This window comes from Jilunia laotingensis, assembly GCF_014385165.1.
In the GTDB taxonomy this organism is placed as follows: domain Bacteria; phylum Bacteroidota; class Bacteroidia; order Bacteroidales; family Bacteroidaceae; genus Bacteroides; species Bacteroides laotingensis.
The window spans coordinates 1,047,979-1,060,986 of sequence record NZ_JACRTF010000001.1; the positions used below are offsets into that span (position 1 = coordinate 1,047,979).

Consider the following 13,008-nt stretch of genomic DNA (forward strand, 5'->3'; position numbering starts at 1 on the left):
TATTACACGCTATATCAGTAGTAGTACTTGGAATCCCACCGGGGCAATCATCCGTACAATAAGAATTAGTACAATTATATATCGTTCCAAAGATTCCACAACCATCAGAACAGCCAGATGTATATCCATCAGTACAAGTATCTGTTCTTAAATATAGACCTCCTTTATTAATACCTCCTTGAAGCGAATTCATATCACTCCTATCTAGCAAATCAAGATTATGATCTAAACTTGCCAACCTTTGCTTGTTTAATGACAATTTACCCATATTATTTTTTTTTGTTGTATCCAAAATAAACAGTGGACACGACTGTTACTATATGTTTATTACGCGCAATGTATAGTTATACAAATAATATATCATCAAATCTAATATCGAATAAAAAATAATCCTCGAAAATGATAACATGCATATTAAATTCAAATTAATAATCCTAAAAAATGATGTCAATCCTTATATGAGTTCATAATATCCAAAATATCAATCGGAAGAACTCCATTATCAATAATAACATCAATGGGTACAAAGGATGTAGAGCGATAATCCCTATCTTTGTCAGATGTAACTTTCACTCCCCCCGAAAGAACAACATATCCTTGAAATACAATAAGCTTATCACTAACGCTTACATCCTGTGATTCTACTATACAAGTAAGAATAATTAATGTCAGAGATAGAATTTGTGTATTCATAGCAAATCTGTTTAATAGTTTAACACCACAAAAATGACGCATTTTCATGACATTTCAAAAAAAGGAGGGTGTACTAAAAAATGCACGACAACCAATTATATATCAATATATTACCAATCAAACACGCATAATATCATGTATTAAACGAATTTATTTTTTCTGACTTTATGCAGAAAATCTACATGACTCACATCTTTTTATGGTCATAAAAGCCCTTTTAAATACAATTGAACAAGAGATAAAGTATTTCTCCTGCGCCATCAGAAATAACGGTCAATTTTCTAAAGAGAGAAATCCAATAATAAACAAGAGCTTAATGCCTTGACTTGCCAAATGAGGATATTTATCCTTCAATTTGGGCAACTAGTTAATATAAAATACTTCAATCGCCTTGTATCTCACTCTTATCAATAGCTACAACGATCTTCAAAGGATTGCCATCGCGAAGAATATCATATACGATAGTGTCTGCTTCCACTTCCAAGGCACGGTGTTCCAGCCAAGTAAAATCTTTGCAAGGACGACCATTTATATTCACAATTTCATCACCTTCTTTCAAACCGGCAATCTTGAAACGATTACTTTCATAATCGCCAACACCTGTTACCACCATTTTGCCCTGACGGGTGAAGCCATAAGAAAAATGAAAACGTTGATGGATAGGATTGACTATACGCTTAAAATTCCTTATTGGCTGAAAACCAACGACCTTCCTCTTCATATCAAAAAAGACATTGAAACGTTTTAGGAAATTCAACCCGATCAAATAATCATAAATCACATTATTGGGGTAGTCAAAAGTATATATTCGTAAAGAATCTATATTCATCTTATCAAACAACGTGGCATCTACCGTACAATAGCGATGATAATGACTTAAATCACTAGTCCAAACTGCTTCCTTACGGTCATTAAAAAAGTTATATTCTTCATCCCCATCTCTACGAATTAAAGCAATATCCGATGGCATACCGGTATCAATTAAGAAAGCATGATCAAGAGTCAAAGTATCTCCATTATTACATTTTACTTTTATCGGGAACTTTATAATGAAAGGATTAGGGTATTTTTTAACGTTTACCATAGGAATCTCAAAACAATCATCTGGTAATCTAAAATTTTGGGCTGAATGGATTTCCATATAATTATCCTCAAAATTCAATTCCCAGACATGTATAGTATCATTTTCAGGAATATTAAACATTCCTTCCGAATCAGATGTGGAAAAATACTTTTTCCAATCAAATACAATTGCTCTTGAATATACTAAATTCTTATTCCCTACTTTCACATCGGGTGTAGCTTTATAACAAGAACTTGGAACATAATATTCACCCCACGCCGAACCACTAAACCCTGATTTAACCAAAGAATCAACATCAAAAAGCATAGGATTTTTGAGCAAAAAAGTAGAATCCAACACTAAAGCTCCTATCGTCGCACCTGAATCAAAAGCTAAACGAGCAGTTATACTATCATCTATCTGAACAGGAAGTACTATTTTCCGATCTTCCGGATCAATTGTAAAATACACCCTATTCGAATGTGTATTACAACTGCATAATAACAGGCATACCATGTATGCTAAGTATATAAGTCTTATCATAGAATTAATCATTTAATAAGTTATGTCAAAAACTAATAAAAATCTTTCTCCATATTCTCACAAAACATGAAGAGATCGGCTTTTGACACAACTTAGTATAGTTTTATTAAGGAATCATAGGAGGTGGAATACAAAGATTATCTTGTCGCGTGGTACAAGGATCCTTTATTGCATATAGATCAAAATCTCCACTTTCAATAGTCCCTCCTTCATATTTACAGCATTGCTGACTACCATCCGAAGTAAGCCCACCAGCATTATTAGCACTGTTATTTGCACTTGTGGAAGAGCCACCGCTGTTAGCATATTTGCACCCACATTGGCAACAACCAACTTCACCACCGCCTAAAACGCGGCACATCTCAAGCTCATTCAACTCAGAACCCGAAATTTCATGTAATTTCAACTTGTCAGTTTTCATGATTGTTTAAAATTTTAGTTAATAATAAACTTTATATAAACATATAGAGCAACAAGTAATTATGTAAGAAACATTTTCTCTGATAAGCACATGATGGTCATCATTACTTATGTTTATTAAAGAGAAATGGCCATTTTAAAAGGCTTAGATCTGTTTCATTCACAAAATTTGAAAGGAGTCCACCATTGATAACGGCATCAATGGATACGGAAGATACTGAGCGATAATCCTTATCTTCATCAGATTTAACTTTACATCCCCCCGAAAGAAAAACATGTCCCTGAAAAACAATAAGCTTATCGCTCACACTTACAGCTTGCGCTTCAACTATGCAACTAAAAATAATTAATATCAGAAATAAGATTCGTGCTTCCATAGCAAATTTCTTTAATATAAAATACTTCAATCACCTTGTATCTCATTCTTATCAATAACTACAACGATCTTCAAAGGATCGCCATCGCGAAGAACATCGTACACGATAGTGTCTGCTTCCACTTCCAAGGCACGATGTTCCAGCCAAGTAAAATCTTTGCAAGGACGACCATTGATATTCACAATTTCATCACCTTCTTTCAAACCGGCAATCTTGAAACGATTACTTTCATAATCGCCAACACCTGTTACCATCATTTTACCCTGACGAGTGAAGCCATAAGAAAAATGAAAACGTTGATGGATAGGATTGACTATACGTTTAAAATTTTTTATCGGTTGTAAACCGATGACCTTCCTTTTCATATCAAAAAAGACATTGAAGCGTTTTAGAAAATTCAAACCAACTAAATAGTCACATTGCACGTTGTTGGGGTAGTCAAAAGTATATATTCGTAAAGAATCCATATCCATTTTATCAAACAAAGTAGCATTTACCATACAATAACGATGGTAATGACTTAAGTCACTCGTCCAAACCGCATCTTTGCGATTATTAAAGAAATCATATTCATCATCCTTATGTGTCAGAACTATGTCATGTGCCATGCCGGTATCCACTGTATATGTATGTTCAAGAGTTATTGTATCTCCATTATTACATCTTACTTTGATTGGAAGCTTTATGTTGAAAGGACAAGAATGTTTTTTTTCTTTTACCATAGGAGTCACAAAGCAATCATCCGGTAATCTAAAATTCTTGCCCAAATGGATTTTCATATAATTATTCTCAAAATTCAACTCCCAGACATGTATTGTATCATTTTGGGGAATATTAAACAAACCTTCTGAATCAGATGTTAAAAAATGCCCCTTCCAATCGAATACCCTAAATTTATCATATAAAATATATCGACCGGATATTTTAATATCCGTATTTATCTTATAGTGTGAAGCTAAAACAAGAAATTCAGCCCACGCTGACCCGCTATAAGTTAATTTATTTAAAGAATCTTTGTTTAAAATGGCTGGATAATTCGCGCAAAAAGCAGAATCCAGCACTAAAGCTCCCATTTTGGCACCTGAGTCAAAAGCTAGACGAACAGCTAAACTATCATTTATCTGCACGGGAAGTACAATTTTCCGATCTTCCGGATTAATTGTAAAATAGGTTCTATTCGGTTGAATACTACAACTAATAAACAGTAGAACTACCACACAAATATAATAAATATATTTTGTCATATAATACATTATTTAAAAGGCATATCAGAAGCCGATGTAAGTCTATCTATTTTATACTTTTCTAAAATAAGAAATGACTTCTGACATGCCATATTGATTTATTACGGAATTACTGGACGTGGAGGACAAAGATTATCTTGCTCAGCTATATAGGGATCAATTTCTATTTTCCCACCCCAAAGATCCCCTCCTTCAATAGTCCCTCCTTCATACTTGCAGCATTGCTGACTACCGTCCGAAGTAAGCCCACCAGCATTATTAGCACTGTTATTTGCACTTGTGGAAGAACCGCCATTGTTAGCATATTTGCACCCACATTGGCAACAACCAACTTCACCACCGCCTAAAACGCGACACATCTCAAGCTCATTCAACTCAGAACCCGAAATTTCATGTAATTTCAACTTGTCAGTTTTCATGATTGTTTGAAATTTTAGTTAATAATGAACTTTATATAAACATATAAAGCAACAAGTAATTATGTAAGAAACATTTTCTCTGATAAGCACATGATGGTCATCATTACTTATATTTATTAAAAAGGAATGGCCATTTTAAAAGGTTTAGATCTGTTTCATTCATAAAAATTGAAAGAATTTCATCACCGATAACAACATTCATGACTACAGAGAACGCGGAGCGATAACCTTTATCTTATCAGACTTAGCCTTCATCCCCCCGAAAGAAAACTTATCCCTAAGAAACACAAGCTTATCGCTCACACTTATGCCCTGCACTTCTACTATACAACTAAAAATAATTAATGTCAGAAATGGAATTTGTGTTTTCATGGCAGGTCTGTTTAATGGTTTAACACTACAAAGATGCCGCATTTTCTTCACATTTCAAAAAAAAGACAATGTACTAAAGAATAGATATTAAACAATTATATATCAACATCTTGCTACTTAAACATACATAAAATTATGTATCAAATAAATTCATTTCTTTTGATTTTACACAGGGAATCTTCCAATTTCACACCTGTCTCTAACAATAAATGCTCCTTTATGTGTTATTAAGTATGAGATGATGCATTGCTGCCAGAAATAATAATTAATGGGATTCATGCGGGACGCTGCCTAGCGTGTCCCGCATGAATCCCATTAATAAAAATAAAGGCATTATCTTTATTATTGCCAATTAAGATTTAACACTGTTTTCAACGATACATAACTGAGATTGCCATACGCCTTACTGTATTCGCTGTATCGTATCATATGCAAATTCAATCGTTTCGAGTGCAACATCGTTATTCTCTAAATCAAATCCGGCCACATCCCATTTCACAAGATAAACTTTAGTTATTAACCAGGCAGCTTCACGTGTTCCTGTCGGAGATAACAAAGTAATCAATAGATCACATGTTGTCAAATCTTTATTAGCCCCTTCTGGCATCATTTGAGAAGTCCACAAAGACAGTTCACTCTTCCGCAAAGGCCTAATCGGGCGTTTACAAATAATATTTCCATGTCTCATCGACCCGGGAACATATCTCTGATGTCCATCTATTTCTTGAGATTCCATTTCCGCTGAAAATCCAAATACTTCCAGAAAATCTATATCTCTTCTTGTGGAGGATCCCACGGTTTGTAAGTTGAAATAAAAAGCCGTTGGCTGGCATATGTTATGTTGTTTTTCCTCTGCCATAATTTTAAATTTTTGGTACATTTATTTTTAAGTTTATCAGCTTTCCTGCATTTGTTGTTGGAAGGTGATTTCAATAAATTCAGCCGGACGCACAATAGCAACTAAGACCGTGACACGTAACACTCCTTCCAAAATATCTTCGGGAGTCATTGTATCACCCAGCCCCACATGCACACTGAATGCATCTTCAGGAGTAGCACCGGCAAGTCCACCACGTTTCCAAATACTACGTAGAAAACTCTCAATCATACTCTTTATGTCAATCCAGGTATGTGCTGAATTCGGATGGAATACATAAGCACGTACTGCATTCTTTAGAGATTCTTCCAGCATAATCATTGTACGGCGTACATTGATGTAACGCCAGTCAAGTGAATTTCCCTCCAACGTACGGGCACCCCATACTTTGATACCTTCGCCAACAAGCATGCGTATTACATTGACAGATTTTCCACTTAAAGGAACATTCAAGTCGTCATACTCTTCATGAGTAATAAGCACAGCCGGACATCTGACCAAGTTAACAGAAACATTGGCAGGGGCTTTCCATACTCCACGGGTATTATCCACCATCGTATAGATACCCGCCATAGCTGCCGAAGGCGACAAAAGATTCTGTATGCGTTTAGCTTCATTTAAGGTTGATCTGTAAATCGAAGAAATCTGTTGCAATGTCTTGTTCAACGCATCTTGAGCTATTAAATCTAACTCTGTTCCAATCTTATCAATTTGTTCCTTAATAAGCGACTGTTTTTCTTCAGGATATTCCTTCAGCTCTTCGCCCATCAATGCCTTTAGTGAATCTGAATCAAAATTCAAGAACGATAAATCACGGTCTTGCATAATGGATGTATTAACCCATGGATAATAAACTGCGCCAAAGTCAAGAAATGAGCTACCTATTCCCTCACGGAAATCATTAATTACGTCACCAGCCGGGTCGCGTCTGTCTTTATAGCCATCATATACATCAAGAATAGCCATACGATTGCGCATATCATAGCCACAATGCCTCAACATTGCAGTCTGAACACTATAGCACAATTCCTTATCCTTTAAACCTACCGCTTCAGGGCAAAGCACCATTGTTGGTTCCTGTTCTTTCAGTAGAATCTCTATACCTGCTTTAAGAGCATCCGCACTCAGCTCCTCGGCTTTATAATCACCTACGGAAACAATGTAACAGGGTCCACCACCATTACCAAAAAACATCAACATCTGATAATAAAGTGTGAATGGTAAGCTAATTTGTTTCACCATTACTTTCTTTTCACCGCACACCAGAGTAGGTGTCTCTCCTTCTGCAGCATCCGGCAAAGAAAACAAAGGAGTCGGGGCACCTCCAAAATAAGTATGATATTCTGCCATTGATGTGATGCGAAACGGCTTGTTAAGCAAAGAGGCATTGCCATTGACGGCCATCTCGGTATAACCGATAAAGGCAGGTACTGCGGTAGCAACTTCTACTACAGAATCAGCGAATGCCCTTTTCTCTGTAATGTAGACGCCAGGTGTTTTAATTGATCCCATAAGCTAATCTGATTTAATTATTAAAATATACATTTTGTCGAGAGTTTACTCTTTTCCCGCGCTCTGATTGTATATCAATACAAGTATCTGAATCAATACTAACTTCAATTTGCCGGTGAGTACCGTTTCTTTTCCGAAACACTTATTTCATAAGCATTCAATCTAAAAACTCCCCCTCTTATTGTACAAAATTACTAAAAGTGACAGTTTATTCAATATAAAAAGAAAATTTATTTCATAGACTTCTATCAGCCACATGCATATCCTGTTTTTTCCGAGAAAATTACCATATAATACATTATAAAAGAGGCATGCCAAAAGTCGAAGTAAGTCTAGTTATTTTATGCTTTCCTAAATATAAAAAAATGACTTCTGACATGCCTTACTAAGTTATTACGGAATTATTGGAAGTGAGAGACAAAGATTACCTTGCTTGGTGACAAGGAGATCAGGTTAAGCTTTTTTCATAATAACCAATTAAGTATTGCTACTTCACCTCAAACCATCCCGAAACGTATCCTCCGTCCGGATTGGAGAATTCAAGTAAATAAATGCCCGGTGTATAAGTATTGATGGAAAAGGTAAGTTGAGCCGTTTCATTTACAAAAAGAGATTTAGAATAAACTTCCGGACTATCTTCGCGGGAAATGGTTATCGTAACATTGTCCACAATATCCCAAAAGTCAATTGAAAGAACTCCATTATCAATAACAGCATCAATAGGCACAAAGGATGCGGAGCGTTGATTTGAATCTTCTTCAGTTTCACCTCTCCATCCCCCCGATAGAAAAACGTGCCCCTGAAAAACAACAAACTTATCGCTCACACTTACATCCTGTGCTTTTACTATACAACTGAAAATAACTAATGTCAAAAATAGAAATTGTGTTTTCATGGCAAATCTGTTTAATGGTTTAATACCCCAAAGATGCCGCATTTTCTTTACATTTCAAAAAAAGAAGGATGTACTAAGAAAAACACATCAAACAATTATATATCAGAGCATTAATATTCTCACATTCATAAAAATGTGGATTAAACGGATTTATTCTTTTTGATTTTACGCAGAAAATCGTCCAATTTTACATCTTTCTCTAACTCTAAACGCTCTTTTAGACGCAATTTGGCGTGAGATAAAGTATTACTGCCTATGCTATCAAAAATAATAATTAATTCTTTGTTGGAGAAATCTAATAATAAAAAACTCAGGAGGTTTATGTCATGACTTGTCAAATGAGGATATTTATTCTTCAATTTGGACAGCACATTATCATAAAGACAGTTTACAAGATTATAGATTCTGTCCCACTCTTCAGGGATCATATTTTCAGCGATAATCTTACCTTCTTTTAGCATTGTTATCAGTTTTTCCACATCCATCAGATCGATAAGTTCGTGGCTTGTATTTTCTAACTCGGTAATCTTCTGTGTCAAAGTACCAATTTCAGCCTCCATCCTTGTCTTTTCCACCAACTGTTGTTGCTTTAACAATTCGATTTCTTTTTGATATTGGATAAGCTTGCTCTTATCTTTCTCTTGCATTTGACGAGTATTTTCCTTACCTTCTGTAAGAACTGAAATTTTATCTTTCAACTCTTTTATTCTCAACTCAGTCTGCTGGGTATGCTCAGAAAGCAAACGACTATACGCTTCCACTTGATCCCGGTAAATGGAATTCCGGTTCATATTCTCCTCCAATCGTCTATACAATTTATTTACTTGCAATTTGGTAGAAGCGTATTTGTTGTATAAAAGATATAAACCGGCCACAAAAAGGACTGATACTACAAAGACAAAAGAATGCATTTTTCGCTTGTCCATCTCAATTTGCAAACTTTTCCTTAAAAATGTCACTTAAAAATGAAAATATGAGCAAAACATAGAGAATGTACTGACCATCAATGGTGTTTGGCATAAAGTGGCTTCAAGTGGCATAAGTAGTGAAGACATGGTCTGAGCAGAATATAGAAGTTGTTATGCTTCCAAACCATTACCTCGTATCAAATGCACTTTTAACACTAACTTCCTATTTTTCTGCGTTCTGCGTAGGTTTGCGTTCTGCCCTTATGACTCTCATGATTTAATTTTGCACCAAACAAAAAGCAAGGATTATGAGAAGTACATTTAAGACTGTCTTCTATGTAAATGGAAGCAAAGAGAAGAGTGGAATTGTCCCTATCATGGGACGGGTTACCATCAATGGGACGATTGCTCAGTTCAGTTGTAAACAGAGTATATCCAAGGAGTTATGGGATGCCAAAGCTAATCGGGCTAAAGGTAAGAGCCGTAAGTCTATGGATGTTAATCATGCGCTTGATAATATCAAGGCGCAGATAGCAAAGCATTACCAGCGGCTTTCTGACCGGGAGGCATTTGTAACTGCCGAAATGGTACGCAATGCCTATCAAGGTATCGGCACAGAGTATGAAACGGTGTTACGTGCCTTTGATAAGATGAATGCGGATTTTGCCAAACGTGTTGGGAAAGACCGTTCGGAGCGTACATACCGTAAATATCTTACCGTAAGGAAATATGTCGCCGAATTTATGAAAAACCATTATAAGCGTTCGGATATGGGGATGAATGAACTGACGGAAGAGTTTATCCATGATTATTGTCTGTATCTACGTAACGAGGTCGGACTTGCCCAATCTTCCGTATGGATATATTCCATACCATTGAAGCATATCGTAACTTCCGCTCATTACCACGGGAAGATACCGAGAAATCCATTTGCACAATATCATGTGAATCCTGACCATAAGGAACGTGGCTTCTTGACAGAGAACGAAATCAAAGCCATGAGTACAATCGAATTGGAAAATGCCAATTTCGCTATTGCAAGGGACATTTTTATTTTCGGATGCTGGACGGGTATATCATTCGTGGACATCAAAAATCTCACCACAGACAATATCGTGGAACTGAATGGCTCACGTTGGATTGTATCCAAAAGGCAGAAAACAGGTGTGCCGTTTCAAATCAAGCTGATGGACATTCCCGCTCAAATAATTGAGCGAAATAAGCCATTCAGAAATGGTAAGAATTTGTTCAACATAAATTCTTACGACATGGTAAATAGGCGCATCAAGACTGTGGCAAAAATGTGTGGAATAGAAAAGAACATTTCATTTCACCTGAGCCGGCATTCCTTCGCTGTTTTAGCCCTTAATTATGGTATGCCAATAGAAAGTGTCAGCAAAATACTCGGACATACAAATATCACTACTACGCAGATTTATGCAAAAGTGACCAACACGAAACTTGAAAACGACATTTCTGCTTTTGAAGATAAGGTTAGCGGACATTTCACCATATAAAGAATGGCTTATGAAAAGAAGTATTATAACAATGAGTGAATCCGGCAATATCATAATGCCGGACAATGTCACAGACATTTGGATGAGCGAACAGGAACTTGGCGATTTATTCGGAGTAATTGCCCCCACATTCCGAGCTTCCATCAGAGCCATATATAAAAGTGGAGCATTGAAAGAATACGAGGTTCAGAAGTATATCAGATTGGAAAACGGCTATCATGCAAATGTATTCAGTCTCACGATGATAGTTGCGCTTGCTTTCCGTATCAATAGTTTCGGTGCGGAACAAATGCGCAATGCCATTCTTAAAAGGATGTACTTGCGAAAAGAGAAAACAACCTTCTTCTTTTCGCTGGGCAGTAACGGGACAAAGGCTTCTAATTATCAGGCATAAAATCCAATAATGTGACGACATGAAATCATGAAACCGACAAATCTTTATCTGTCAATTGATTGCTGATAAAACACTCAGTTGGTAAAACGTATTAGTATTCAGTTGAACTAACGTATTGCTGTTTTACCAATAATACGTATTACCAACAAAAGCCCGAAGAAGCAGACCTGTAACGGATGCTTTTTCGGGTTTGCTTTATATGCTCTTTACCTGCTTCCTGTGCAATTCGCAGCAAGTTTTTCATTCCGTGTAAATTTTGCGCCGTTCTGCTGTGATTTGCTTATCAGGCTTTCGCGTGACTTGCCGTAGCTTTGCACTTGATTAACTATTAACGATTTAAGCGAAATGTAAATGACAAAAACAAAGAACGAAAAGGAGGAGTTTATCCGAGTGGGTACAACCCTCTACAAGTTAGTGAACCAGCCCCGTCTGAACGGTGGCTATGTGAGGAAACGCATTGTGTGGAACAACGAGACACTACGGCAGGACTATGGCAAGGACTATCTCGCCACCGTGCCGAAGTATGACGGTTTCTGTACAGTCCCAAACCATGTGGATTATCGTCCCGTGGTGGACAAGTTTCTCAACCTCTATGAGCCGATAGAGCATTGTCCACAGCAAGGCGAGTTTCCCTGCATCCAATCATTGGTTCGCCACATTTTCGGGGAGCAATACGAGTTAGGAATGGACTATCTGCAACTGCTCTACCTGCAACCCGTACAAAAACTGCCCATCCTGCTGTTGATATCGGAAGAACGCAATACGGGCAAGAGCACGTTCCTGAACTTTCTGAAAGCCCTCTTTCAGAACAATGTCACGTTCAACACCAACGAGGACTTCCGCAGCCAGTTCAATTCCGATTGGGCAGGAAAACTCCTTATCGTGGTGGATGAAGTGCTGCTCAACCGCAGGGAGGACAGCGAGCGGTTGAAGAACCTCAGTACAACTCTATCCTATAAAGTGGAAGCCAAAGGCAAAGACCGTGACGAGATAGCGTTCTTTGCCAAGTTTGTGCTGTGCTCCAACAACGAGTATCTGCCCGTAATCATAGATGCAGGAGAAACACGCTATTGGGTACGCAAGATAGACCGCTTGCAGTCCGATGATACCGACTTCCTGCAAAAGCTGAAAGCGGAGATACCTGCCTTTCTCCATTTCCTGCAACACAGACAGCTATCCACCGAAAAAGAAAGCCGTATGTGGTTTGCACCCTCGTTGTTGCATACCGAAGCCTTGCGGAAGATTATCCGCAGCAACCGCAACCGATTGGAGATAGAGATACACGAACTTATCCTTGACATCATGGACAGTGTCGGTACGGACACATTCTCGTTCTGTTACAACGACCTTCTTCTTTTGCTGGTACACTCACAGGTAAAGGTGGAGAAGTACCAAGTACGGAAAGTGCTGCAAGAGTGTTGGAAACTTACTCCGGCATCCAACGGACTTACCTATACGACCTACCAATTTAATTACAATCGGGAGTGCCGTTATGAGCCGATTAAGAGAGTTGGACGGTTCTATACAGTCACAAGGAAGCAACTTGACTCCCTGTAACATCATTCTTTTTTTGTTGAATTGTTGAATAAGTATATAACCATGCTGAAAACAAACAACATACACTCTCAACAAATGCTCAACAATCGAAAAGAAATGTTGAGAAAACAACAGCATCCTTTGTTGGATTCTCTTTTTGTGAGTGGTTTGTTGAGAAGATGTTGAGGAAATAAAGCCTTAACATACAGCATAATATATGTGTCATTCATCAAATCAA

Annotated in this window: 13 protein-coding genes; 3 read left to right on the forward strand and 10 right to left on the reverse strand. The window is 37.2% G+C overall.

Going from position 1 to position 13,008, the window contains the following annotated elements:
• Positions 1–447: 447 nt before the first annotated feature.
• The 10 genes from H8744_RS04135 to H8744_RS04180 form a co-directional block, all read right to left on the reverse strand.
• A complete protein-coding gene (locus H8744_RS04135; protein ID WP_262433635.1) occupies positions 448–693 on the reverse strand; it encodes a hypothetical protein in 246 nt (81 codons plus the stop codon).
• Positions 694–1,075: 382 nt separating this feature from the next.
• On the reverse strand, positions 1,076–2,227 hold the full coding sequence (locus H8744_RS04140) for a hypothetical protein (RefSeq protein WP_262433636.1): 1,152 nt from the start codon (positions 2,225–2,227) through the stop codon (positions 1,076–1,078).
• A gap of 178 nt (positions 2,228–2,405) precedes the next feature.
• Complete coding sequence (locus H8744_RS04145) at positions 2,406–2,720, reverse strand: TIGR04149 family rSAM-modified RiPP (RefSeq protein ID WP_262433637.1); 315 nt, start codon at positions 2,718–2,720, stop codon at positions 2,406–2,408.
• 103 nt (positions 2,721–2,823) lie between these two features.
• On the reverse strand, positions 2,824–3,096 hold the full coding sequence (locus H8744_RS04150; protein ID WP_262433638.1) for a hypothetical protein: 273 nt from the start codon (positions 3,094–3,096) through the stop codon (positions 2,824–2,826).
• A 26-nt stretch (positions 3,097–3,122) separates the two neighbouring features.
• Positions 3,123–4,340 carry a PDZ domain-containing protein gene (locus H8744_RS04155; protein ID WP_262433639.1) on the reverse strand — a complete coding sequence of 406 codons (1,218 nt, stop codon included), beginning with the start codon at positions 4,338–4,340 and terminating at the stop codon, positions 3,123–3,125.
• Positions 4,341–4,441: 101 nt separating this feature from the next.
• A complete protein-coding gene (locus H8744_RS04160; RefSeq protein ID WP_262433640.1) occupies positions 4,442–4,759 on the reverse strand; it encodes a TIGR04149 family rSAM-modified RiPP in 318 nt (105 codons plus the stop codon).
• A 775-nt stretch (positions 4,760–5,534) separates the two neighbouring features.
• The gene (locus H8744_RS04165; protein WP_262433641.1) at positions 5,535–5,990 is read right to left on the reverse strand and encodes a phage tail protein; all 456 of its coding nucleotides are present in this window, start codon (positions 5,988–5,990) and stop codon (positions 5,535–5,537) included.
• 36 nt (positions 5,991–6,026) lie between these two features.
• Complete coding sequence (locus H8744_RS04170) at positions 6,027–7,520, reverse strand: phage tail sheath family protein (RefSeq protein WP_262433642.1); 1,494 nt, start codon at positions 7,518–7,520, stop codon at positions 6,027–6,029.
• 487 nt (positions 7,521–8,007) lie between these two features.
• The gene (locus H8744_RS04175; RefSeq protein ID WP_262433643.1) at positions 8,008–8,415 is read right to left on the reverse strand and encodes a DUF3244 domain-containing protein; all 408 of its coding nucleotides are present in this window, start codon (positions 8,413–8,415) and stop codon (positions 8,008–8,010) included.
• Between the two features lie 140 nt (positions 8,416–8,555).
• On the reverse strand, positions 8,556–9,341 hold the full coding sequence (locus tag H8744_RS04180; protein ID WP_262433644.1) for a coiled-coil domain-containing protein: 786 nt from the start codon (positions 9,339–9,341) through the stop codon (positions 8,556–8,558).
• A gap of 287 nt (positions 9,342–9,628) precedes the next feature.
• On the opposite strand from H8744_RS04180, the gene H8744_RS04185 reads away from it, so the two are divergent.
• The 3 genes from H8744_RS04185 to H8744_RS04195 all read left to right on the forward strand — a co-directional run bounded on the left by H8744_RS04185 (position 9,629) and on the right by H8744_RS04195 (position 12,791).
• A complete protein-coding gene (locus H8744_RS04185) occupies positions 9,629–10,840 on the forward strand; it encodes a site-specific integrase (RefSeq protein WP_041525618.1) in 1,212 nt (403 codons plus the stop codon).
• Positions 10,841–10,850: 10 nt separating this feature from the next.
• Positions 10,851–11,234 (forward strand): virulence RhuM family protein, encoded by a 384-nt coding sequence (locus H8744_RS04190; protein ID WP_011967345.1) that lies wholly within the window; start codon positions 10,851–10,853, stop codon positions 11,232–11,234.
• Positions 11,235–11,585: 351 nt separating this feature from the next.
• Positions 11,586–12,791, forward strand: a complete 1,206-nt coding sequence (locus tag H8744_RS04195) for a primase-helicase family protein (RefSeq protein WP_122379752.1) — start codon at positions 11,586–11,588, stop codon at positions 12,789–12,791.
• Positions 12,792–13,008 lie beyond the last annotated feature (217 nt).

Coding starts and splice junctions, on each gene's coding strand:
- H8744_RS04135 (WP_262433635.1), bottom strand. CDS start 693: ATGAATACACAAATTCTATCTCTGACATTAATTATTCTTACTTGTATA.
- H8744_RS04145 (WP_262433637.1), bottom strand. CDS start 2,720: ATGAAAACTGACAAGTTGAAATTACATGAAATTTCGGGTTCTGAGTTG.
- H8744_RS04150 (WP_262433638.1), bottom strand. CDS start 3,096: ATGGAAGCACGAATCTTATTTCTGATATTAATTATTTTTAGTTGCATA.
- H8744_RS04155 (WP_262433639.1), bottom strand. CDS start 4,340: ATGACAAAATATATTTATTATATTTGTGTGGTAGTTCTACTGTTTATT.
- H8744_RS04160 (WP_262433640.1), bottom strand. CDS start 4,759: ATGAAAACTGACAAGTTGAAATTACATGAAATTTCGGGTTCTGAGTTG.
- H8744_RS04165 (WP_262433641.1), bottom strand. CDS start 5,990: ATGGCAGAGGAAAAACAACATAACATATGCCAGCCAACGGCTTTTTAT.
- H8744_RS04170 (WP_262433642.1), bottom strand. CDS start 7,520: ATGGGATCAATTAAAACACCTGGCGTCTACATTACAGAGAAAAGGGCA.
- H8744_RS04175 (WP_262433643.1), bottom strand. CDS start 8,415: ATGAAAACACAATTTCTATTTTTGACATTAGTTATTTTCAGTTGTATA.
- H8744_RS04180 (WP_262433644.1), bottom strand. CDS start 9,341: ATGGACAAGCGAAAAATGCATTCTTTTGTCTTTGTAGTATCAGTCCTT.
- H8744_RS04190 (WP_011967345.1), top strand. CDS start 10,851: ATGAAAAGAAGTATTATAACAATGAGTGAATCCGGCAATATCATAATG.
- H8744_RS04195 (WP_122379752.1), top strand. CDS start 11,586: ATGACAAAAACAAAGAACGAAAAGGAGGAGTTTATCCGAGTGGGTACA.